Here is a 23,722-nt window from a genome sequence, read left to right as displayed (position 1 = left end):
AGATGGAGGAGGTATGGTTCGCGTTCTTTTGCGTTTGGTGGCCGCAGCATTCCTGCTGCTACTCCTGGCCACACCGGTGTTGGCTCAGAGTCGCTTGGTGATCACCGATCCCGATAGTCGCCTGGATCGGGCAGCGCTGGAGCGTGCCGCAGCCCCGCTGCTGCGCCGTGATGCCGAGGTGGCGATCTATCTGCTTGACGAGGGTGGAGCGGCTGATTTTCAGACGCGCCTCACCCGCGATGGGTTCGTGAGTGGTGGGCTGCGCCGTACTAAGATGATCGCGATCTATGTCGCCCTTGATTCACGCTTTAGTGCTATTCAATATGGCGATGGATGGAATGCGGCGCTTGATGTTCCGGTGGGGGATACCAAGAACTATGACCTGATCCGCACCCAGTCGCTCAATCCTGGCCTGTCGAGTGGCGATTATACGAGCGCCTTCACGACCGCTCTGGGTGCGATTGAGGCGGCGATTGTCAGCCCACCATCGCCCAACGGAAGCATCAATGTGGATACGGTGCCACTCGCGGCGGGTGGCCTCACGCTGGCCGCAGCGGTGGCAGGCGGTGTGGTGGTGGTCAATCGCCGTCGCGCTGCCAAGACCCGTGCCGAGGCGGAGCGTCAGCACAAGGAGGCCCGCGAGGGTGTGGCGGTTCTGATCACCGGCATGGGGCAGCGCTTCCGCAACGCCGATGAGAAGGCGCGCTACGATGCCGTTTCGTATGCGCCCGCTGATGTGGAGCGCCTCAAACGTGCCCAAGCGGCGGCGCAGGCGCGCTTTGCGCAAGTGCAGACCCAGTTTGATGATATTGGTGAACAACTCGAACGCTACGCCAAACCCGAACTGGCGCAGATCAATGCCACGACTGCCGCCTATGATCAGGTGCGTGCCTTGGCTGAGGCGGTCGCGCAGGATCTCAGCGCGGTTGAACAGATGCGCCTCGAACTGGATGCCCTGGCTCGCCAAGCCCCAGAGGAGATTGCGCGCGTAAAAAAATCCTAACCGACGCCGCCGACCGGCTGCTCGCGCTGGGGAAGGAGATTGCCGACCATGCGGCAACACTCGCCCCGGTCGAACAGCAGGTTGTCCAGGCCGAGCAGGTGTTGGCAGGCTATGATGCCCGCAACGCGATTGCTCTGGCTCAGGTGGCGTCGGAGATGGCTCTTCTTCTGCTGGCAACGCTGGATCGCTATAGCGCCATCCGTGCCGGGATTGTCCAGGCTCGTCATGATGCCGAACGCCTGACGGTTGAGGGCTACCGCATGGAGACCTCACAGGCGGCGATTGATGGTGCGCGTACCGCACTGAGTGAGGCGGCGCGGGTGCTTCAGACGAGTGGCCCGTCGGCAGCGGCGATTAAGTTGGAGGCAGCCCAGACGATGCTTGATGAGGCGGTTGCGCACGGTTCGGCGTTGCCCACCTTGCGTACCGAGAATAATGAACGCCTCACGGTGATCGAGGCGGCTGGAATTCACGCTGCTGATCTGATCGCCGAAGGGCGGCGTGCCTTCGATCTGGTGGACGAGTTTGCACCGAGTACCTGGAGCGACATTCGTGGCAATGGCAGCGAGGCCGATGCGGCGGCGGCGCGTGCCCACGAGCATTGGCAGAGTGCCCAACAGCGCAACAGCATGGAGGTGCAGGAGTTCTATGCGGCCAAAGAGGATCTTGATGCTGCCAGCGAGGAACTGGCCTATGTCCAGCAGTTGATTGATGCGATCACCACCCGTTTGCGCGATCTTGAGCAGGCACGCTCAACAGCACGTGCGATTCTCGCCGAGGCCGAGCGCAGCATTGGGGTGGGCTGGGAGTTTGTGCGTAGTAACGATGCTGATGTCAGCAAAGACCCAGAGGGGCAGTTGCAGCGTGCCCAGGAACTCTTGGTGCGCGCTCAGGCCGAAGCGGCCAACCCGCAGCCTAACTGGCTGATCTTGGTGCGCGATGCTCAGGAGGCTGATCAACTGGCCGATGCGGCGCTGGTGGGCGCACGGAGCGAGGCCGAGATGATGGCGAAGCTGCGCCAGCAGGTGGACACCGTGTGCCAGCTTGCCGAGGCGGAAGTAACCAAGCTGAGCAAGTTTGCTGATCTGCATCGTGATGATCTGCAACCGGCTACGACACAAGCAATTGCCAACCTGCGCGGGCTATTGGAGCAGGCCCATGCAACACGCCAGCGCGCCGAGCAATTGGAGGAGCAGCAGCGTCAGAATGCCCTCAACCAGAGCCTCGCGGCCTACCGCAGCCTGAATGAAAAGACTGCGTCAATCTATGAGACGACTCAGGCTGATGTGCAACGCCTAGAGAAACTGCGCACCCAGTTGAATGACGAACTGACCAAGGCGCGTAATGCCCTTCAGGAAGCCGAAGGACTCTATGCGACCTACGGAAAAAAGATCTCCAATGGGCGCAGCCTCGGTCAGCGCCTCCAGAGTGCGCGGCGCAGTTTTGATCAGATCCGCCTCCCGATTCGGGGTGAAGATCAGATCAACAAGACCATCAAGATCGCCCAGGCGATCAACGGCGAGTCCCGCGATGTGACTCGCGAACTGCGCGAGTACGCCAACCGTCAGGGGGGCGGCGGTAGTGGTCGTGGTGGTGGCGATGAAGTGATTGCGGTGCTCGGCGGCATGATCCTCAACGAGGTGCTCAACAGTGGGCGGCGCCATGGTGGATGGGGCGGCAGTGGCGGTTGGTCGGGCGGTGGTGGTGGTGGTGGTGGCTGGTCGAGTGGCGGCGGCGGGGGCGGCGGCTCCTTCGGTGGCGGGGGCGGCGGCGGTTCCTTCGGCGGCGGCGGCGGCGGCGGCGGGTGGTAAACTAGGGTACCCCATGGAGGGCGAAGCATCGCCCTCCATGGAGCCTGGGTACACGAACTGGGTTTGGTGGGCGATGCTTCGCCCCTACTATTGATGGAGCATTGATACTATGGGCGCGTTGCAATGGAGCTATGTCAGTGGGACGAGCGAGAGACCACTGCTGGGGGTGACGATTGGTGATATGTTCGATCAGACGGTAGCGAAGTACCCCCATAATGAAGCACTGGTAGCTTGTCAGCAAGGGCTACGCTACACCTACGCCCAACTTAAGGTTGAGGTTGACCGTTGCGCACGGGCGCTGATGGCGCATGGGATTGCCAAGGGAGATCGTATCGGTATCTGGGCACCCAACCGCACCGAGTGGGCGATCACCCAATTTGCCACCAGCAAAATCGGGGCCATCTTGGTCAATATCAACCCCGCCTACCGCCTGCACGAGGTTGAGTATGCCCTGCACCATTCGGGCTGTTCGCTGCTGATCATGTCGCCGCAGTTCAAGACCTCCAACTATGCCCAGATGATGACCGGGTTGGTGCCCGAACTGATTCAGGGTGATCGCTCGCCGCGCTTGCCCCGTTTGCGCGGTTTGATCCTCTTGGGCGATACGCCTGCCCCCGGTATGATGACCTGGGATACCATGCTGGCCGAGGCGGAGAAGGTTGATCATGAAGAACTGGTACAGCGCCAAGCCGAGCAGCAGTTTGATGATCCAATCAATATTCAGTACACCTCCGGCACCACCGGCTACCCCAAAGGAGCCACCCTCAGCCACCACAACATCATCAACAATGGCTACTTCGTGGCCGAACTGATGAATCTCACCGATCAGGATCGTTTGGTCATCCCCGTTCCGCTCTACCACTGCTTCGGTATGGTGATGGGTAATCTGGGCTGTATCACCCACGGTGCAACGATGATCTACCCCAGCGAGGGCTTTGATGCTCTGGCCGTTTTGGAGGCGGTACAGGCCGAACGGGCCACCGCGCTCTATGGGGTACCCACGATGTTCATTGCCGAGTTGGAGCATCCTGAGTTTGCCAACTTCGACCTGCACAGCCTGCGTACCGGCGTGATGGCTGGTTCGCCATGTCCGATTGAGGTGATGAAACGAGTACAAGCGCAGATGCACATGCGTGATGTCGAGATCTGTTACGGAATGACCGAGACCAGCCCGGTGAGTACGCAGACCCGTATCGGTACGCCGCTGGAGAAGCAGGTGGGCACGGTGGGTCAGGTACACCCACACGTCGAGGTCAAGATCATCAACCCGCTCACCGGGTGGATGGTGCCGGTAGGCGAGACGGGCGAACTCTGCACGCGGGGCTATAGCGTGATGCTCGGCTACTGGGATAATGAGTCGGCCACCCGTGGGGCGATTGATCCGGGGCGTTGGATGCATACGGGTGATCTGGCGGTGATGGATGACGAGGGCTATCTCAACATTGTCGGGCGCATCAAGGATATGATCATCCGTGGTGGTGAGAATGTCTACCCGCGTGAGATTGAAGAGTTCCTCTACAGCCACCCCAAGGTGAGCGATGTGCAGGTGATCGGCGTCCCCGACATCAAGTATGGCGAGGAGATCATGGCTTGGATCAAACTGAAGCCGGGCGAAACTGCCGATACAGAAGAGTTACGCAACTTCTGCCGTGGCCAGATCGCCCACTACAAGATCCCGCGCTATATCAGGTTTGTTGACGCCTTCCCCATGACCGTGACCGGGAAGATCCAGAAGTTCCTGATGCGCCAACAGAGCATCCACGATTTGGGCCTGGATGCGGCGGCACATGTAGAGACGGCCTAAGTGGTAACGGTTTACACTTGGAGGAAATAGCAATCGTATATTGACGCAAAGCCGCAAGGACGCAAAGATTTTATGAAGGGTCTAGCCTACACTTTGCGCCTTGGCGTCTTTGCGTCAAAACCGTGATGCAAAAGGATCTCACCGATGCCCAAAAATCCACTTGCAATGGCGCTTGCCAAAGTCATTATCGCTGCTGCCTGGGCCGATGGGCATCTGGCCCGCGATGAGGTGAATAGCCTGAAGAATATCCTCGCCGAACTTGGCCAGACGGGAGGTTCGGGTGAGATGGCACTGACGGTCAATGAATGGGCCGAACTGGAGATCTACCTGCACTCGCCGGTGGGCGGTGAGGAGCGGGCGCGCCTAGTGGAGGATCTGGGTGCAGCCCTCCGTGGCCCAGGTGATCGGGCGTTGGTGTTAGCCGCGCTCGACCAGATGTTGCGAGCGGATCGGGTGATTACTCGTGAGGAACGTGAAGCTGCGGCAGAGATCCGCTCGGCACTCGAACATGTGAACCTGGGCATGTTTGCCCAACTTGGGCGCCTGTTGCGTGGATCGATCCGCTCCAAAGCCCCCAACCGTGAACTTTACCTAGAAGAATTTCTGCATAATCGGATCTACTATGCAGTACGCCAACGAATCGGTAAAGCTCCCGAAGAAGATCTGGGCATCCCCGCCGATGAGGCCCATATCCTCGCGCTTGCTGGTGGGTTGCTGGCGCGGGTAGCTCAACTCGACAACACCGTTACTGATGCCGAGCATACCCGGATTGTCGAGGCACTCCAACAGGGTTGGGGCGTCAGTTACGAACGCGCCGCCCTCGTGGCTGAGGTGGCGCTCGCCGAGTCGGTGGCCGATCTCGACTACTACCAACTCACCAAGGAGTTTGCTGATACCGCTCCGGTGGATGAACGCATCCGTTTTCTTGATGCGCTCTTTGCGGTTGCGATGGCTGATGGTAACCTGAGCCGTGAACTTAGCGACGAGATTAGTCGTATTACGGCGAGTATCAACCTTACTCATGATCACTTTGTGGCCGCGAAGCGGCGTGCCAGGGGGGAATAAAGGTTCTTGGGGCTACGCCCCAAACCCCAGTTTTTGTTATTTTTGGCGGCGTAGCCGCCAAAAATAACAAAAAAAGATCTTCGAGGGTGTTTGATTCATTTTCAAAATCCTACCGGAATAGATACATGAATTTTTTGCTTATTTTTACCTTGATTTTATCCACACTCTTCTCGCCCACAGCACAGGCCGTGCCACCCATCCGCGAGTTCACGTTGGGCTACTCGGCCCAGGGCCGCCCGATAGATGTCGTGCAGGTGGGCGATGGCCCGCGCAAGTTGGTGGTGGTCGGGGCGACCCATGGTGCGCCGGAGGCCAATACTTATCGCCTCACGCTCGAACTGATTGACTATTTTCGCGCCAACCCGCAGGCTGTGCCGACCAGTGTGCGGCTCTACTTCATCCCCGTGCTCAACCCCGATGGCCTCGCCCTCGGTACGCGCTTCGATGGCCTTGGGGTTGACCTCAACCGCAACATGAACACCAACCTGGACGGATGTGCCGAGAATGATTGGAGCATCACCGTTCAAGGTGCGCGTGGCATCGTCTCCGATACGGGTGGCCCCTACCCCGACTCGCAGGTTGAGAGCCGCCTTATCCGCGCCTTCCTCCTCGATGCGGCGGGGGTGATCTTTATCCACTCCAATGCCGGGCTGGTCTTCCCCTCTTTCTGCGAACACGCGCCCTCGCTGGCCATGGCCGAGACCTACGCGCTGGCGGCGAACTATACTTATAGCCGCTACTGGCCCAACTACAACATCACTGGTTCCATGACCGATTGGGCGGGCAGTATGGGGATTGCCGCGATCACCCCGGAACTGATCACTGGTGATCAGAGCGAGTTCCCCCAGAATCTCGCTGGCCTCCAGGCAGTCTTGGCCAATGCCGAGGCGCTCTTGCCCCCCCCCGCCGACAACGAAATAGACGGTATCCCCGTACCCGCCGCGATCTACCGTTACTGGCGGGCTATGGGTGGGAGTGAGCATTTCGGTATGCCGTTGACCTCGGCCTACAGCGTGGGTGAGGATCTGCTCCAGCCCTTCACCAAGGTGGTACTCGTCCAACGTGCCAGTTACGCCGACACCTCCTACTATGTCCAGCCCGCTCCACTCGGCCAGGAGGCGGCCCAATCCGTGGCCTTTGCTGGTGGTGATGCCTTTGGCCCCGGCGATCCGGCCAGCAATCCGCTCTTCTTTGAACAGACCGGCCACGGCCTCAAGTTGGCCTTCCTCGATTTTTGGCAACGCGGTGGCGGCTTGGATGTCTTTGGTTTACCGCTCTCAGAAGAATTTACCGCCCGTGCCGCTGATGGCCAGTTGCGCGAAATGCAATACTTTGAACGCGCCGTCATGGCCTACTACCCAGAGGATGGCGGCGTGCGCCTTGAACCCTTGGGCGTGCGATACCAGCATCTCGCCACGCTCCAACAACCGCTGGTGGCCCAGATGGCACGTTGAGCATAAAGAACCGCCACGCTCCTCCATTGCAGCGTGGCGGTATAGGTTCGGGGAACACCGCATCGTGTCCCCCACGAGAATGTTCTGGAGCAGTAGCGCAGAAGTAACGCGGTCACCCTGAGCGAAGCGAAGGGTCTCGGTCGGGATTCCTCGCTGCGCTCGGAATGACAAGTGGTATTGCGTTCAGGATTACTCCACCGTAAGCACGGTGTGCATCCCGGCCTGGTAGTGACCGACCAGATTGCAGAGCAGAATATAGGTACCGGGGGTCAAGTCGAGGGTTACTTCACCCTTGGTATGAGCTTCGATTTCGGGCACTTCACCTAAACTGACCAACGCATCCTCGGAGAGGCGTGCGATGGTGCGGTCGTAGGGAAGTTCCATTGTGGCATCAGCAACCGGAATGACTAACATCTCATGGGTGACAACATCAGTATTGATGGCTTTGAAGGTGACACTACCGGCAGGAATAGTCAATTTATCGGCGACAAGTTCAAATGAATGAAGCTTCACATGCACTTCGTTATCAGGAATGATAACTTTGGCATTAACACGCCCCCCACCACATCCGGTCACCATCAGGGCAAGGAGACTAAGTACCGACAGCGAGAGGAGTAGTTTGAGCATCTTCATTGTGTGACATCTACATGAGGTTGTTTCAACGCATCCCTGGGCGTTGCATGGCTATACATGTTTTTGAATATGATTCACCGCTGCTCAATGACATACACACATGAGTCACAGAAGGCGAGATCTTCGGAGACTCGACGGGAAATGCTACCGATGAATCACTCATAGGTTTGGGATATGTGTATAATACACGAATTTATATATATTGGTACAATATTTACGAATTGTTGTCATATCTTAACTGAAAAACCTTGAATTTGTGCTTTTTCTAACGATATTCCAAGAAATATGCGCTAGAGGAGGGATGGTTTTTGGAGTTAATTACCAATTTAATAGTTGTTTTGGTGGTTTCTCGGTCAAAACAACTATTAAATTGGTGATTATTACTTTCGGTGGGGAGTAGGCTAGGGCATGTGCGCCAAAAATCCCAGCAACAGCCCGTGCAAGGGGCGTGCCTTCTCGATCTGGGGGAAGTGGCCGCAGTGGGGGAAGATCACGAGGTGGGCATTGGGGATCTCGGCGGCTGCGATATGGGCTTGGCTGAGGGGGAAGATCTGGTCGCCCTCGCCCCAGATGATAACTACGGGCAGTCGTAACTCCTTCAGGCGAGCGCGCATCCCGGTCAGGGTGAGGTCGGTGGCGTCATAGCGTTGGCTAATCGCGGTCAGGGCGCGCCGATTATCCCATCCCAGGAAGGCATCGCCGGACAACTTAATGAACTCTTCGGTGACAAACTCGGTGGGATTATGGAAGGCCGCGCCCATCATCGCCCGCACCAGGGGTGGTTGACCAGAGAGCCACAAGATTGACCAGCAGAGCGGCGGGATCTTGCCGACCCGGTTCATCGGCGCGGGTTCGCCAAAGCCGTCGGGATCAACCAAGAGCAAGCCGTTCACCCGTTGCGGGTAGATGAGTGCGGTTGCAAGCGCATATTTGCCGCCCATCGAGTGGGCCACAAGCGTAAAACGATCAACACCGAGCGCATTTAGTGCCGCAATATATAATCCAGAGATCATCTCCAATGAATAGGGCGCATCCCCCGGCTTATCCGAACGCCCAAAGCCCAGGCAATCGAAGGCCAGGGCGCGATAGCCTGCTCGCGCCAACATCTCACCTGTTTGGCGCCAATCCTCAGCCAAACGGCCAAAGCCGTGGAGTAACAGCACTGTCGGGCCACTTCCGGCTTCAAGATAGTGTAACCGGTATCCATGGACGCTGATCTCGCGACTGTGCATCATTGGAATTGCCTCTACGTTTAGTATATATATTGCATACGGGCGTTTTAGTATAACATAGGCATGCGAGTGCTTCCCACTCGCGTATGCAACAACCAGGGCTTGTGGAAAGTTCTTGGGGCTGAAGCCCCAAATTCCAATTTTTGGTGTTGTTTGGCGGCGAAGCCGCCCCCGATCCTCCACCGGAGGTGATTTTGCACATTCCCTGTATGCTACAATACAACCCCTATCCTTCCTGGGGATCTGCGCAAATGATCAGCCATGGCTACCGATATTCTTGAGGTGCTCCACAACCTAGCTCGGCAGCGCAGTCGCGGGGAGGTCAATCCGCTCTTAGCGCTGCGCCATCTCCCCCAGCGCCCCGGAACGCGGATCAGCCACTTGTCAATCAATCAGCGGCTGGCGCAGGCGTGGATTGGCTTGACCGGACAACCCTTTCGCCAACACCAGTCGCTCTCGGTCTCGGCGTTGCGGCGTGGGGAACCCTTTCTTCTCGTTGGTGGTGGGGCGAACCTGCGTCAGACGCTGCACTTGTTGGCACTTGAGTTGTTGCATGGTGATCAGCCCGCCACCGCACTGCTGCTCGTCCCCGATGAAGCCGCTGCCACCCTGCATCTCGCCGAATTGCGCCGCCTTACGGCGACGCTCGCCCCGCCCTTGCCGGTTGCGGCGGCGCAGGGCGAGCATGTGCGCGCCGCCTTTCACGCTCGCTTGGTGGTGACCACCCCAACCGCGCTCCACGAACGCATGTTGCGCCACCACGACCGGGCATGGCTGGGTTTTTGGTCGCGGCTGCAATTGGTGCTCATCGCCGATGCACATCGCTATACGGGGGTGGCGGCGGCGCATCTCACCAGCCTGCTGTTGCGTACACAGCGGCTCACCGCAACCGCCATGTCGCCCTTCTTTGGCGCGTCGGTGGTGGATACCCAGCAGGCCCATGCGGTGCTCGAACTCTGTTTGGGGCGTCAGTGGCGCATGATTCCTGTGGATGATGTGCCTCGCCCACGGGTGAGTCTGGCACTCTGGCGGGTGGGGACGGATCGCCTGCGTGAGACGGTGGAGATGGCGCTGGGTTTGCAGCGCGCCGGGTTGGCGGTGCATCTGCTCACGTCTGATCTGGAGACGCCGCTCTTCCGCACGGTGTTGGGGAGTGATGTGCGCGGTGTCAGTGTTGGGCGTAGCTTGCAAGATGCCTCGGTGGTGATCTTGACCGGGGTGATGGTTGGCCCGGCGGCGCTGCGTGAGGCGATTGAGAGTGGTGCGCAGGTGATTATTCAGATCTTAGCTGATGATCCGACCGAGCGTACTCTGTTGCGTCTGGCGCTACGCGAACCAGCCCACTTACCCTGGCTTGATGATCCAGCGCCGGTCTGGTTGGCGGCTCCCGCCAATGCGTATGTGTTGGCCCAACACCTGCTGTGTGCCGCCAGTGAGCGCCCGATCACGGCGACGGAGGTTGAGGCATGGCAGGTGGCTTCGATTATGAATCGCCTGGAGGCGCATCAGCAATTGACGCAGCTCCCCGATCATGAACCGACATGGCAGCCGCTCTCTAGCGCTACCGATCCCTATTCAGACTTCGATCTGTGTGCGGCGGGGGTGCCTGCTACCCGTATTCTTGATGAACGGGGCCAAACGCTCACCATGCTCGATTCGGCGTCTTTTGATCGTTGGGCGTTTGCTGATGCGGCCTTGCCACCCGTGCGCGGGGGCTACCGCGTGATCGCCCGCGATGATCAGGAGTTGCAACTGACCCTGCGGCTGGCACTTGATGACCGCCGTACCTTCCCGCTGCGGCACTGCCAAGTACGGGTGCGTGATTGTCGGGCGCGCCGGATGTTGCACGGCTGCGAGGTGGCCTGGGGCCGGGTGATGATTGATGAGGAGATCTATGCCTACCGCGAGGTGGTTGGCGCAGCACCCGCGCTGGATTTCAACCTGAATCCGCCACTGGCGACGAGTTGGGGTGCCCCGGCGTTGTGGATCGATCTGCCCCTGACCATGAAACCGCTCGGTCAGATGATCGGGTGGTCACTTGCGTTTGCGCTCAATTTGCGCACGTTGCTGGGTCTTACCGATCTGGTGCCCGCCTATGATGCGGAGGCGCAGCGGCTCTATCTGGTTGACGCCCAACCCGGTGGGAATGGCCTAGCGCTCTGGCTCTATACCCAGCTTGAAGATCTGCTCCCGCTGGCCTACGATATCGCGCTCGATTCGCGCAGCGATACGTTGCTGGAGCCGCTGGCGCGGGTGGATATGGATTGGATGTTGGCGCTCTTGGGGGGCTGGCATACGCCGCCACCGCAACGCCAAGCCTTTAGCGAGCCGCGCAACGTGGAGCCTGAACCGCCAGTATTGCCTACCCCGCCGCTTCAGGTAGCCCCGAAACTGGTCGCCTATGTACCCGCACCCCCCACTGAACCGGCGGTTCAGGTACCCGCACCCCCCGCACCCCCGGCGGTTCAGGTACCCGCACCCCCCGCACCCCCGGCGGTTCAGGTACCCGCACCCCCCGCTGAACCGGCCAAGCGCCCGCCCAAGCCGCGTGGTCGTCGTGTGCCCGACCCCGAACCTCCCGCGCTCCCGGCGGCTCAGGTACCCGCACCCCCCGCTGAACCGGCCAAGCGCCCGCCCAAGCCACGTGGTCGCCGCGTACCCGACCCCGAACCACCCGTGGCTCCGCCAGCCACACCTAAGCCGCGTGGTCGCCGGGTTGCCCCCCCCGAACCCCCCGCTGTGCCGGAGGCCGCCCCGCCCCCGCCGCCGCCCCCTGAACCGCTGCCCGACGCAGCGGCGATGGTGGCGCGGTTGCGCCGGATGCGCGAGCAACGCGAACAGCACCGTCCGCCTCCAGTGGCGCTGCCAGTTGCCCCCAGCGCCCCCGGCCCGCCACGCTTTCACGCTGGCGATCAGATCTTCTGTACGCCATGGGGCTTCGGTGAGGTGCGATCAAGTCGCTTCGATCATGATCGTGAACTGCTGGTGGTTCACTTTCCTGATTATGGAGCCTTGACGATTGATACGACGGTGAGTTTGGTACGCCGAATTGAGGCCGAAGAACAACCTGATGAAGAGATCTAAGATAGGAGTTGAAATCATGCAAGCAAGCAGCTATGAGCAACTGACGCTGACGATAACCGATCATATTGCGATTATCATGCTCAACCGCCCGGAGCGGATGAATGCGATGGGGGTTCAACTGACTCGCGAGTTGTTGGCGGCGCTCAATGCGGTTGGCTCCGACCCAGAGGCGCGGGTGTTGATTCTCACCGGAGCGGGCGGGCGGGCCTTCTGTACCGGAGCCGATCTGAAGGAGCGAGCCTCCCTTGACGCAGCAGGCCGCTGGGCGCATAACCGCGCCATCAACGATTGTGGTAACACCCTGGCGCGGATGGCCATCCCCACCATTGCGGCGGTCAATGGGATCGCGTTGGGCGGTGGCTGTGAGATCTCATTAGCCTGTGACTTCCGTCTGGCCGCCGATCATGTTGAGTTTGGCTTGCCCGAAGTCGGCTTGGGCGTCATTCCGGGGGCCGGGGGCACCCAACGCCTGCCGCGCCTGATCGGGGCGACACGCGCCAAAGAGTTGATCTTCACTGGGCGACGGATTGGGGCCGATGTGGCGCTGGAGTGGGGCTTGGTCAGCCAAGTTACTTCAGCCGACCGGCTGCTCTCGATGGCACAGGAACTCGCCGCACTGATCGCTCGCCGCAGCCCACTCGCCGTCACCTATGCCAAGGCGGCGATAGATATTGGCCTTGAGAGTTCGTTGGAACAGGGCCAGCGCTATGAGACCAGCGCGATGCGAGCGGTGATTACGTCTGAGGATTACCAGATCGGTCTCGCGGCCTTTGCGGCTAAGGAGGAGCCGATCTTCCCCGCGCTCCTGGTGCAGCGGATGGTCTAGGCCGTAGGTGGCTTGAGGTATTGACGATCCTGCGCCAACATCTCGTTTTGGTTAGCAATCTCCTCATCGGTCGAGAGTTCATAGTGAGCGTGCAGTAGTTCCAGCATCGCACGGAGTTCGCTACACAACTCCTCAAAGACCACAGCCAGCAGTTCGGGATCATACAGCGCATCATCAATGCTCCAGACCCGAACAGCCTGGACACTATCAACCTTGGGGGTTCGCCCAACCAGAAACGAGATCTGGCTACTCACGCGCATACTATCCTCCGAGATTGCCAATGCAGCATAGATCTCGTGGATCGTATTAGCCAAACCCGGCAATCCATTCACATCCCGCTGCTGCTCTTGGGTCAGTGGGATGTGGTAGGTTACCTCCACATCAAGTGAAGGGCCACTGAGCGGGTTTGCATAGAGGCGTTCATCTACAAAACGCTCGATATTATCCAGGGAAGCGCTGCCACGTAGCGAGAAGATTGTAAACTCTGGCGACCAGCGGAACGCCACGACTGCTCGCAAGCCTGGTTCAATCGGCTCCTGATGATCTTCGACACCATCGGGGAGGCAGGTAATACTCAGACTGCGCCCAAGCGCGTGGGTGTCTATCAGTTCTTGAGTATAGGCGATATTGATTTCGGCCTCCTCAATACTGGCGAGCAGGATGGATACAAAATTCTCATAGGTGAGCATGCAAGATTCCTCTATGTTTATACTACCCTCTATTATACACATACACACGCTTCTGTGAGTAGAGTACGGTGGTGGTTCGGGGGGCGTCTGCAAAGTCACCTCCGGTGGGGGTTCGGGGGCGGCGCAGCCGCCCCCGAAGATATTTTTTTGTTGTGTGTTGGCGGCGTAGCCGCCAACACACAACAAAAATTAGGGTTGGGGCGTAGCCCCAAGCGGCGAAGCCGCAAGGACTTTGCCCATGCTCTAAGACGGCCCGCCGGGCCGTCTCTACAGTATCTTTCACCTTGGTATAATAGGAATGACGTTACCACAAGACTACCAGGGATGGACTGCCCATGATCCACGTTCGTGTTGCTACGGCTGCCCTGCGCCATGTGCGGCGTATGGAAGAGATGGCCGAACTTGCCCGCCAGCGCGCCCGCCAACTGGGTCGCCCGGTGCTGGTCAGTGTGAGCGCCCCGGTTAGCCCCGATGATCCCCTCGCACTCTTTGCGCGCGCGGTGGGGGCAACCCATAATCGCTTCTTCTGGAGCCAACCCAGCCAGGGGTTGGCGGTGACGGGCCTGGGGGCCGCCTGGGAGATTGCGGCGAGTGGTGAGGGCCGTTTTGTGAGTGCGGCGGCGGCGTGGCGTGATTTGGTTGCGCATGCTTGTATTGATGCTGACCCCAATCTGCCCTTTGCTGGCCCGGTGGCGGCGGCGGGGTTTGCCTTTGATCCGTTGCGTCCGACGAGTGGCTTGTGGGCCGATTTCCCCGATGGCTTGCTCTTCCTGCCGCGTATGATCTTGGCGCGTCAGGGTGATCTGGCGAGTCTTACGTTTAACGGTCTGGTTGGCCCCGAAACCTCCTCGGTGAATCTCTACCTCTCGGCGGCGCGCCGTCTGCGCGATCTGCTGGGTGGCCCGTGGCGCGCCGCCCACCCCGCCGAGGCGCTGCCGGTGGAGGAGGCGCTGCCTGCGAGTACCTGGCGCACGATTGTGGCCGAGGCGGTGGCCGATCTGCGGGCGGCGAAGATGGAGAAGGTGGTGCTGGCACGCGAGGTGCGGTTGCAGTCCGAGCAGGATTTCGATATTCCCGCTGCCCTTGAACGCTTGCGTAACGAGTACCCGGATACCTTCGTCTTTGCGGTGGCGCACGGTGGCCGCGCCTTCCTGGGCGCTTCGCCGGAGCGCTTGGTGAGCCTGCGCGGTGGGGTGGTTGCGGCGAGTGGCCTGGCCGGTTCGATGGCGCGTGGGGCCACGCCCGAAGATGATGATCGCCTGGGTGCGGCGTTGCTGAATAGTGAGAAGGATCGCCGCGAGCATGCGCTGGTGGTGACGATGATCCGCAGTGCCTTGGGCAATGTGTGTAGCCACGTTGAGGCTCCGAGTGAGCCGGTGCTGATGAAGGTGCGCAATATCCAGCACCTCTTTACCCCCGTTACCGGGCGCATCGCCGGTGGGCGGAGTGTGCTTGATCTGGTGGCGGCACTGCACCCGACTCCAGCGGTGGGGGGCAAGCCCAACGATGTGGCGCTGGAGTGGATCAGGGCCAATGAGCGCTTGGATCGCGGCTGGTATGCCGGGCCGGTGGGTTGGCTCGATGCGCGTGGTGAGGGTGAGTTTGCGGTGGCGCTGCGTTCGGCGCTGGTGAGTAAGCGCGAGGCGGCACTGTTTGCGGGTTGTGGGATTGTCTCTGGTTCTGACCCGGCGCGTGAAGAGCAGGAATCGCAGTTGAAGTTGCGCCCCATGCTGAGTGCGCTGGGAGGTGGCGCATGAGTCAGGCACTCCTTACCGATTGGGTGGCGACGCTGATTGATGGCCTGGTGCGCGGCGGAGCCGCCGATCTGGTGATTAGCCCCGGCTCGCGCAGTACGCCGCTGGCGCTGGCGGCGGCGCGCCACCCGCAGGCGCGCATCTGGATGCACTATGATGAGCGCTCGGCGGGTTTCTTCGCGCTGGGGATGGCGCGTGCGCGGCGCGCCCCGGTGGTGCTGCTGTGTACCTCTGGGACGGCGGCGGCCAACTACTGGCCCGCTGTTGCCGAGGCGCATCTTGCGCGGGTGCCGCTCATCCTGCTCACCGCTGACCGGCCCCACGAGTTGCGCGATAATGGTGCCCCCCAGACGATCGATCAGATTGCGATGTATGGCGGTAATACGCGCTGGGCCAGTGATCTGCCGGTGCCAACCGAGGGTCTCTTACCCTACCTACAGTCGCTGGTGGCACGGGCGATTGCGGCAGCCAGGGGCGCACCGGCTGGACCGGTGCATCTCAACTGCCCGCTGCGCGAGCCACTGCTGCCGGATCGTTCCCGCTTGGCGGCGCTCTTTGCTGATCCGGCCCCGTTGCCCCAGGTGCAGGTTGCGCCACGCCGCGCCGATGCGCAGCAGATTGCCGATCTGGCTGCGCTGCTGCAAACTACCGAGCGCGGCATGATCGTCTGTGGCCCCCAGGATGATCCGGCGCTGGCTCCGGCAGCCGCGCAACTGGCCGAGCGGCTCGGTTGGCCGTTGTTGGCCGATCCGATCTCCCAGGTGCGTTGTGGCGCGCATGTCCACGAGTTGGTGATCGGAGGCTATGATGCCTTCCTGCGCGATGAGCACTTCGCGGCGCGCTACCGCCCCGATCTGGTGCTGCGGCTGGGCGCGATGCCCACCGCCAAGCCGCTGCTCCAGTTCCTCACCCGCAGCCCCCAACCGCGCCAGATCGTGGTTGACGGTGGGGCCGGTTGGCGCGAACCGACCAGTCTGGCGGCCCAGCACCTCTTTGCCGATGAGATCGATCTCTGTCTGCGCCTCGCGGCGGCGCTGCCCGAACCGCGCCCCGCTGGGGCATGGAGCGCGGCTTGGATCGAGGCGGAGCGAGGTACCCAGGCGGTGATTGCCGAGCATCTGCGCGGCCAGGAGCAGATCAGTGAGCCGGGGGTGTTTGCTGCATTGGCGCGTATCCTGCCCGCCAATGCGACGCTGTTTGCGGCCAATTCGATGCCCATCCGCGACCTCGACACCTTCTTCCCGCCCAGTGAAACCCCACTGCGTCTGCTCGGTAATCGCGGGGCCAACGGGATTGATGGCCTCACCTCGACCGCCCTGGGGTTAGCAGCGGGTGGCTACGGGCCAGTGGTCTTTGTTACGGGTGATCTCTCGTTCTTCCACGACTCGAACGGCCTGCTGGCGGCCAAACTGCACGCCCTCAGCGCCACCATCGTGCTGATCAACAATGATGGTGGCGGCATCTTCTCCTTTTTGCCCCAGGCGAGCGAGAGCGATCAGTTCGAGACGCTCTTTGGCACACCGCACGGCCTCGATTTTGAACCGCTGGCGGCATGCTATGCTGCCCACTACACCCGCGCCGAAGACTGGGCCACCTTCCGCCATGGCGTGCTGCGGGGAGTGGATGGCGCGGGCCTACATATCGTTGAGGTGCGTACTGAGCGTACCCGCAATGTGCGTGACCACCGGGCGATCTGGCCGTTGGTTGCCGAACGTCTGGAGAGGGCGGGGTTGCGCTGATGTATCCGTTGGATAGTTATGGTGATGGCCCGGTTCTGGTGTTGTTGCACGGTTTTACAGGGAGTGCCGAAGAGTGGGCCGAGGTGATTCCGCACCTGACTCCGTACCGCCGCGTGATTGCGGTCGATCTGCCGGGGCATGGGCGGGCATCTGCGCTGACAGATCGCACCATGCCGCGTTGTGTGGATGATCTGCTGGCCACGCTTGATGATCTGGGGCTGGCGCAGATCGATCTGCTGGGCTACTCAATGGGTGGGCGGGTGGCGTTGCACCTCGCCGCCGCCGCCCCCCAGCGCATCCGCAGCCTGATCCTAGAGAGCGCTTCGCCGGGGTTGTCCGATCCCGCCGAGCGGGTGGCGCGCGCCGCCGCCGATGATGATCTGGCTGACCAGATTACCAGCCGGGGCATTGCCTGGTTCGCCGACTACTGGCAGAATATTGCCCTCTTTGCCAACCAAGCGCGGCTGCCCGCCGCCACCCGCGCCGCGCTCTATGCGCGCCGCCTGCGCTGCCGCCCAGAGGGCTTGGCCGCTGCGTTGCGCAATATGGGGACTGGCCGCCAAGCGTCGCTCTGGAATCGGCTCAACACGCTCCCCATGCGTACCCTGCTCATCAGCGGGATGCTCGATCACAAATTCACCCGCATCAACCAGCAGATGGTCGAGTTGATGCCCAATGCACGCCATGAGAACATGCCCGATGTTGGCCATGCCATTCATTTGGAACAGCCCCAAGCCTTTGCCCAACTTGTGGTAGGATTTCTGACGGAATTGAACCCAAACGAAGCCCAGCAATAAGGAGGCGTCCATGCCCATCGAGTGGAAGAACGTCGGTAACTATAGCGATATTCTGTACGAACACGACGCTGGTGGTGAGGGGATCGCCAAGATCACCATCAACCGGCCTGAGAAGCGCAACGCCTTCCGCCCGGAGACCACCACCCAGCTTCTTGAGGCATTCTCCCTTGCCCGTGATGATGAGAGCATCGGGGTGATCCTCTTTACCGGCGCGGGCGACATGGCCTTCTGCTCCGGCGGCGACCAGAGTGTGCGCGGGGAGGGCGGTTATGTCGGGGGCGATAAGGTACCGCGCCTGAACGTCCTCGATCTGCAACGCCTGATCCGCGTCATTCCCAAGCCGGTCATCGCGCTGGTGGCGGGCTACGCGATTGGTGGCGGGCATGTGTTGCATGTGGTGTGCGACCTGACGATTGCGGCGGAGAACGCGATCTTTGGCCAGACCGGGCCGAAGGTGGGTAGTTTCGATGCTGGCTATGGCTCCAACCTGCTCACCCGCATGGTTGGCGACAAGAAGGCGCGTGAGATCTGGTACATGTGCCGCCAGTACAACGCCCAGCAGGCGCTCGACATGGGGCTGGTGAATACGGTGGTGCCGCTAGAGCGCCTAGAGGATGAAGGGGTGCAGTGGGCACGCGAGATTCTGGATAAGAGTCCCATGGCCATCCGCTTCCTCAAGGCGGCCATCAACGCCGCCGCCGACGGCCACGCCGGGTTGCAGCAACTCGCCGGTGATGCCACGCTGCTCTACTATCTGAGTGAAGAGGCCCAGGAGGGTAAGAAGGCGTTCCTGGAGAAGCGTAAGCCCAACTTCCGGCGCTTCCGGCGCTATCCGTAGAACAGAATCCTCGTGTTGACGCCAAGGCGCAAAGACGCAAAGATTGTGATAGGGGTTTCTCTTGAAGGCTTTGCGTCTTGGCGTCTTTGCGTCAAAATCTGGATGCTAGGAGAAGTGTGAAAAGTTACCCCAGCATAAGGTATTGATCCATGCACTCAACGACCGAAACTGCCGAACTCAGCCCGCTCAAGGTCTGGCTGATGGCCATCCGCGTCCCCACGCTCCCCGCTGCGGTTGTGCCGGTGTTAGTGGGAACCGCCACCGCACTCGCGGATCGCAAGATCAATATTGGAGCCTTCTTCGCGGCCTTTTTTGCCAGCCTGCTGATTCAGATCGGCACCAACCTGGCCAACGACTACTTCGACCACCAGAAGGGGGCCGACACCCCCGACCGCCTGGGGCCAACGCGCGTCACCCAGAGTGGCTTGGTGCCCCCCGGTACGGTGCGTGCGGCGATGCTGGCCAGTTTCGGGCTGGCTGCCCTCTGCGGAGCCTACCTGATCTGGGTCGGCGGCTGGCCGATTCTGCTCATCGGGCTGCTCTCGATTGCATCGGGCATCCTCTACACGGGTGGCCCCTACCCGCTCGGCTATAACGGCCTGGGCGATGTCTTCACCTTCATCTTCTTTGGCATCGTGGCTGTGGTTGGCACCGACTACCTGCACACCCTTGAGTTCCGTCTGGTCGCCTTCCTGGCCGCACTCCCGGTCGCCATGCTCGTCACCGCGATTCTGGTGGTTAATAACCTACGCGACGCCCCCACCGATAAGCGGGTGGGCAAGCGCACGCTGGCGGTGATCTATGGTGAACTCTTTGCGCGCAGCGAGTTTGCCATTCTGGTACTCATGGCCTACCTGACCGCCGCACTGCCCTGGATGTGGGGTGGCGCGTCGCCCTTTGTGCTACTCACCTGGATCAGCGCACCGATAGGACTCAACCTGCTGGATCGGGTGGGCAAGCAGCGCGGTAAGACGCTCAATCTGGCCCTGCGCGACACCGGGCGCTTGCATCTGATCTTTGGTAGCTTGTTGACCTTGGGGCTGTTGTTGGGATAACCATGCACATTCCTGATTGGCTCGCCCAGCGTGCCGCTGCGCATCCTGCACGTACTGCACTGATCAGCGCCGCTGGGCGCTGGTCATTTGCCGAACTTGAGCAGCGCGCCAACCTGCTGGCGGCTCAGTTGGTGGCGCTGGGGCTGCAACCGGGCGAGCGCGTGGCGGTGCTGGCGCGCAATTCGGTTGAATATGTCAGCCTGATCCACGCCGCGCCGCGCTGCGGCGCGGCACTGGTGCTGCTCAACACCCGGCTGACGGCGAGCGAGTTACAGTTTCAACTGAACGATAGTGGTGCGCGGGCACTACTCTATGATGCCGCGCACCGCGATCTTGCGGCGCACCTTAGCGTGCCTGGGGGGAGCCACGGCGTGGATGATCTCCCCCCGCCTAACCTCCCCCCGCTGGGGGGAGGAACCCGGCATCTTGACCTGAACGCCCTGCACAGCATCATCTACACCTCCGGCACCACCGGCAGCCCCAAAGGCGCTATGCTCAGTTGCGGCAACCACTGGTGGAACGCGACTGCCTCGGCACTCAACCTGGGACTGCACGCCGATGACTGCTGGCTAGCCGTGTTGCCCCTGTTCCATGTTGGCGGGCTGGCAATTATTCTGCGCGGGGCGATCTATGGCATCCCAATCGTGCTGCACGAACGCTTCGAGGCCCATGCGGTCAATACCGCCATCGAAACCGAACGGGTCACGATCATCTCCGTGGTGGCCACGACGCTGCAACGCATGCTCGATGCACGTGGCGCAACGCCCTACCCGCAGCACTTCCGCTGTGCGCTGCTCGGCGGTGGCCCGGCCCCGCGCCCGCTGCTGGAGCGCTGCGCATCTATGGGCGTGCCGGTCGCCCAGACCTACGGCATGACCGAGAGTGCCTCGCAGGCGGCCACGCTGGCCCCCGGTGACGCGCTGCGCAAACTCGGCTCGGCGGGGCACGCGCTCCTGCCAGTGGGGCTACGCATCGGCACCGTGGAGCGCGAGGCGGCAGCGGGCGAGGTGGGCGAGATCCTGCTGAGTGGCCCGACCATCACTAGCGGCTATGTGGGGCAACCCGCAGCCAGCGCGGCGGCCTTGCGCGGCGGCTGGCTGCACACGGGCGATCTGGGCTACCGCGACGCCGAGGGCTACCTGTACGTGGTCGAGCGCCGCAGCGACCTGATCATCTCCGGGGGCGAGAACATCTACCCGGCGGAGGTCGAGGCGGCACTCCTGGCTCACCCCGCCGTTGTGGAGGCGGGGGTGGTGGGCATGCCCGATGCGCAGTGGGGGCAGCGCCCGGTGGCGGCGGTGGTGCTGCGGCAGCCGGTTGCGGCCACCGAACTGCTCGCCTTTGTGCGTGAGCGGCTTGCCAGTTACAAACTGCCGCGCGACATTGTAGTGCGCGAGGCGCTCCCACGTACCGCATCGGGCAAGTTGCAGCGGGCGCGGTTGCGCGAGGAGATGGGGTGACGAAGTGTAACCTCTCACGATTTCGCTCCCAAATTCGCCTTCATCCGGGTGGCCAGCCACTCTAGCAGCATGGCGAAGAGCAAGATGGCATAACTTAGTGCGCCGAGTTCGCGCAGATCGAGGTAATAGACACTCGCCATAAACATGTTGTAGCCGATCCCACCGGCACCCGCCGTCGCGCCCATGGCAATCGCAGTCGAGAAGTTGATCTCAAAGCGCACAAAGGTCCACGAGAGCAGCGCCGAGGCAGAGGCGGGCAACACCGCCTGGAAGATCGTCTGCCACCAACTTGCGCCACTCGCCCGCAGGGCTTCGAGCACCCCCGGTTCGATCTCCTCGAACGACTCAGAGTAGGCTTTGATCAAGTAGCCCGCCGAGTGAAAGGTCATGCCGAGGACAGCGGCGACGCTGCCGAGACCCGCCGAGACGGCAAAGAAGAGTACCCAAAGGACGGTGGGGACGGCACGGACAACGGCGGTGCCAGCGCGGATCACCTGGGCCAGCCAGCGCGGGGCGAGGTTCTGGGCCGCCAGCAGCGCCAGAAAGAAGGCGATGATCGCGCCGAAAATGGTGGTCAGAAAGCCTAGCCCTATCGTCACCAAGAGGACGTGCCACAACTCAACCCAGCCGGTATTCTTTAGGTGCGGCTCGAAGAAGAGTAGGCGAAAGCTGTTCAACATCTCGCCCAGCGCCTCGACGAGATTGATATTGCGGGCGTCAAAGGTGGTAAAGCTATAGATTGTCAGCAGCGTCAGGCCGATCAATGTCACCTGAATGCTCAGGTTAGCCTTGGTGAGCGGGCGCACCCGAATACGCCCAGAGTGAGTCGTTACTGCCATTACAACACCGCCCGTCGGATGGCATTCGATAGCGATTCTATCAACAATACGGCTACCACAATCACGAGCACCACCAGACTGGCCGAACTGTAGTTGAAGCTCTTGAAGTAGAGGTCGAAGGCAAAGCCGATCCCGGTGCCGGTGAGAATACCGACCAGGGTGGCGCTGCGGATGTTGGTCTCGATCATGAAGAGTACCCAACTGATCAGTTGCGGCAGACAGGCCGGGATGATGCTCTGGCTGATGATCGCCAGGTAGCCCGCTCCGGTCGCCCGCAGCGCCTCGACCGAATCGGTACTGACTTCGTCTATGGTCTCGATCATCACGCGCACGATGAAGCCGAAGGTGACAAAGAAGAGGGCAAAATAGCCGGTGTAGGAGCTTTGGCCAAACGAGAAGAGCAGAATGAGTGCCCAGGCCGACACATCAATATTGCGGAAGACGCTGGCAATCCCACGGGCAGGCAGGCTCAACCAGGGGTGCAAGCGCGTCGTCGTGGCCCCCATCAGCGCCACCACCAACCCACATGCCGAGGCCACCGTTGCCGATGAGATCGCCATCAGCACCGTATCGAGCAACTTGGCGAGGATGCGGGGTAGGCGGCGGAAGGCCTCCGCATCGGGGACAAAGTTACTCGCCGCCCAGGTTGCGGCGCGTGGCAGTGCGGTCAAGCCGCGCACCGTATCATACTCCGTCACCAAGACGGCCCCGTAGGTCAGCGCGACCAGCACGAGAAAGAAGAAGATCGCGTGGCGGCGGCGGAGTTGGAAGATGTCAAGCGGCTGCATAACGTTCACGCGGGTTGAGCATCAGATCACCCGACTCGGAGCCGTAGATCTGATGGATCTGGTGGTCAGTGATGAGGTTGGGGTCGCCATCAAAGACGAGTTGGCCGCGCTTAATCCCGATCAGGCGGTCGGCATAGCGCAGGGCCACATCTACTTGGTGCAGATTGACCAGCACGGTAATGCCGAGGTTCTGGTTGATCTCGCGCAGCGTATCCATGATGATCTTGGAAGAATTGGGGTCAAGCGAGGCAATCGGCTCGTCACACAACAGCATCTTGGGCTGCTGCACCAGTGCCCGCGCAATCCCGACGCGCTGCTTCTGCCCGCCGCTGAGTTGGTCGCAGCGTTTGTAGATCTGCTCGCCCAGTCCGACACTCTCGATGATGCGCACGGCGTCCTGCTTCTCCTGCTCACTATAGAGGCCCAGGATGCCCGCGAAGGTGCCCTTATAGCCCAGCCGTCCGTGCAGCACGTTCTCGATCACGCTCAGCCGGTTGACGAGGTTGTAGTGTTGAAAGATCATCCCGATCTGGGTGCGCTGACGGCGCAGGGCCGCACCGCGTAGCGACGAGACATTCACCCCATCGAAGTGTACCTGGCCACTACTAATGTCAATCAGCCGATTGAGGCAGCGCAGCAGCGTGGATTTGCCCGCCCCAGAGGGGCCAATGATGGCCACAAACTCGCCGGGGCGCACATCAAAACTGATCTCGTTCAGTGCGAGGGTCTCGTGGCCATAGCGCTTGGTGAGCGAGTCCACTTGGAGCAGGTGCATCGGAGTCTCCTTCGGGTGGAGTAGGTAACTGTTCACCCTTGGGGTAAACAAAGCCTTTGGTTGACGCAAAGGCGCA

The 23,722-nt window shown here is 61.1% G+C and carries 19 protein-coding genes; 13 read left to right on the top strand and 6 right to left on the bottom strand.

The features are described 5' to 3' along the window. The first annotated feature begins 13 nt into the window (after window positions 1-13). The 5 genes from EKD03_RS01955 to EKD03_RS01935 all read left to right on the top strand — a co-directional run bounded on the left by EKD03_RS01955 (window position 14) and on the right by EKD03_RS01935 (window position 7,137). Window positions 14-1,003, top strand: coding sequence for a hypothetical protein (locus tag EKD03_RS01955; protein ID WP_129626743.1), 990 nt, complete (start codon window positions 14-16; stop codon window positions 1,001-1,003). Between the two features lie 155 nt (window positions 1,004-1,158). Continuing rightward, a complete protein-coding gene (locus tag EKD03_RS18595; RefSeq protein ID WP_174842789.1) occupies window positions 1,159-2,814 on the top strand; it encodes a coiled-coil domain-containing protein in 1,656 nt (551 codons plus the stop codon). Window positions 2,815-2,923: 109 nt separating this feature from the next. Further along, window positions 2,924-4,618 carry an AMP-binding protein gene (locus tag EKD03_RS01945; protein WP_129626739.1) on the top strand — a complete coding sequence of 565 codons (1,695 nt, stop codon included), beginning with the start codon at window positions 2,924-2,926 and terminating at the stop codon, window positions 4,616-4,618. Window positions 4,619-4,762: 144 nt separating this feature from the next. Then, the gene (locus EKD03_RS01940; protein WP_238613329.1) at window positions 4,763-5,683 is read left to right on the top strand and encodes a tellurite resistance TerB family protein; all 921 of its coding nucleotides are present in this window, start codon (window positions 4,763-4,765) and stop codon (window positions 5,681-5,683) included. 125 nt (window positions 5,684-5,808) lie between these two features. Beyond that, complete coding sequence (locus tag EKD03_RS01935) at window positions 5,809-7,137, top strand: M14 family metallopeptidase (RefSeq protein ID WP_129626737.1); 1,329 nt, start codon at window positions 5,809-5,811, stop codon at window positions 7,135-7,137. A gap of 189 nt (window positions 7,138-7,326) precedes the next feature. Here EKD03_RS01935 and EKD03_RS01930 read toward each other — a convergent pair whose 3' ends face one another. Both EKD03_RS01930 and EKD03_RS01925 read right to left on the bottom strand, forming a co-directional pair. Continuing rightward, window positions 7,327-7,770, bottom strand: coding sequence for a sulfocyanin-like copper-binding protein (locus tag EKD03_RS01930; RefSeq protein ID WP_129626735.1), 444 nt, complete (start codon window positions 7,768-7,770; stop codon window positions 7,327-7,329). A 401-nt stretch (window positions 7,771-8,171) separates the two neighbouring features. After that, entirely contained in the window at window positions 8,172-9,005 is an 834-nt protein-coding gene (locus tag EKD03_RS01925) for an alpha/beta fold hydrolase (protein ID WP_129626733.1), read from the bottom strand. A gap of 258 nt (window positions 9,006-9,263) precedes the next feature. Here EKD03_RS01925 and EKD03_RS01920 point away from each other — a divergent pair, with 258 nt between their 5' ends. Further along, complete coding sequence (locus tag EKD03_RS01920) at window positions 9,264-12,086, top strand: helicase (protein WP_129626731.1); 2,823 nt, start codon at window positions 9,264-9,266, stop codon at window positions 12,084-12,086. Between the two features lie 16 nt (window positions 12,087-12,102). After that, window positions 12,103-12,912, top strand: a complete 810-nt coding sequence (locus EKD03_RS01915) for an enoyl-CoA hydratase/isomerase family protein (RefSeq protein ID WP_129626729.1) — start codon at window positions 12,103-12,105, stop codon at window positions 12,910-12,912. Here the strand turns inward: EKD03_RS01915 and EKD03_RS01910 are convergent. Next, the gene (locus EKD03_RS01910) at window positions 12,909-13,601 is read right to left on the bottom strand and encodes a hypothetical protein (protein WP_129626727.1); all 693 of its coding nucleotides are present in this window, start codon (window positions 13,599-13,601) and stop codon (window positions 12,909-12,911) included. The two genes, EKD03_RS01915 and EKD03_RS01910, sit on opposite strands and share 4 nt — an antisense overlap. Before the next feature lie 335 nt (window positions 13,602-13,936). On the opposite strand from EKD03_RS01910, the gene EKD03_RS01905 reads away from it, so the two are divergent. From EKD03_RS01905 to EKD03_RS01880, 6 genes are all read left to right on the top strand, one after another. Next, entirely contained in the window at window positions 13,937-15,358 is a 1,422-nt protein-coding gene (locus EKD03_RS01905) for an isochorismate synthase (RefSeq protein WP_129626725.1), read from the top strand. Then, complete coding sequence (gene menD / locus EKD03_RS01900; RefSeq protein WP_129626723.1) at window positions 15,355-17,094, top strand: 2-succinyl-5-enolpyruvyl-6-hydroxy-3-cyclohexene-1-carboxylic-acid synthase; 1,740 nt, start codon at window positions 15,355-15,357, stop codon at window positions 17,092-17,094. The genes EKD03_RS01905 and menD overlap by 4 nt, the downstream gene beginning before the upstream one ends. Next, window positions 17,094-17,891, top strand: coding sequence for a 2-succinyl-6-hydroxy-2,4-cyclohexadiene-1-carboxylate synthase (gene menH, locus EKD03_RS01895; protein WP_129626721.1), 798 nt, complete (start codon window positions 17,094-17,096; stop codon window positions 17,889-17,891). The genes menD and menH overlap by 1 nt, the downstream gene beginning before the upstream one ends. A 10-nt stretch (window positions 17,892-17,901) precedes the next feature. Next, complete coding sequence (gene menB, locus EKD03_RS01890; protein ID WP_129626718.1) at window positions 17,902-18,729, top strand: 1,4-dihydroxy-2-naphthoyl-CoA synthase; 828 nt, start codon at window positions 17,902-17,904, stop codon at window positions 18,727-18,729. Window positions 18,730-18,878: 149 nt separating this feature from the next. Then, window positions 18,879-19,784, top strand: a complete 906-nt coding sequence (locus EKD03_RS01885; protein WP_129626716.1) for a 1,4-dihydroxy-2-naphthoate polyprenyltransferase — start codon at window positions 18,879-18,881, stop codon at window positions 19,782-19,784. A 2-nt stretch (window positions 19,785-19,786) separates the two neighbouring features. Further along, window positions 19,787-21,244: an o-succinylbenzoate--CoA ligase gene (locus EKD03_RS01880; RefSeq protein ID WP_129626714.1), complete on the top strand. Its 1,458-nt coding sequence runs from the start codon at window positions 19,787-19,789 to the stop codon at window positions 21,242-21,244. 14 nt (window positions 21,245-21,258) lie between these two features. On the opposite strand, the gene EKD03_RS01875 is transcribed toward EKD03_RS01880, so the two are convergent. The 3 genes from EKD03_RS01875 to phnC are packed head-to-tail and all read right to left on the bottom strand — an operon-like array spanning window position 21,259 to window position 23,646. Beyond that, the gene (locus EKD03_RS01875; RefSeq protein ID WP_129626712.1) at window positions 21,259-22,083 is read right to left on the bottom strand and encodes a PhnE/PtxC family ABC transporter permease; all 825 of its coding nucleotides are present in this window, start codon (window positions 22,081-22,083) and stop codon (window positions 21,259-21,261) included. Then, window positions 22,083-22,871 carry an ABC transporter permease subunit gene (locus tag EKD03_RS01870; RefSeq protein ID WP_129626710.1) on the bottom strand — a complete coding sequence of 263 codons (789 nt, stop codon included), beginning with the start codon at window positions 22,869-22,871 and terminating at the stop codon, window positions 22,083-22,085. Before EKD03_RS01870 ends, EKD03_RS01875 begins: the two co-directional genes overlap by 1 nt. Continuing rightward, a complete protein-coding gene (phnC, locus tag EKD03_RS01865) occupies window positions 22,858-23,646 on the bottom strand; it encodes a phosphonate ABC transporter ATP-binding protein (protein WP_129626708.1) in 789 nt (262 codons plus the stop codon). Before phnC ends, EKD03_RS01870 begins: the two co-directional genes overlap by 14 nt. Between the last annotated feature and the right edge of the window lie 76 nt (window positions 23,647-23,722).

The organism is Candidatus Oscillochloris fontis (assembly GCF_004138135.1).
Classification (GTDB): Bacteria; Chloroflexota; Chloroflexia; order Chloroflexales; family Chloroflexaceae; genus Oscillochloris; species Oscillochloris fontis.
This window is presented reverse-complemented; position numbering and strand designations above follow the sequence as displayed.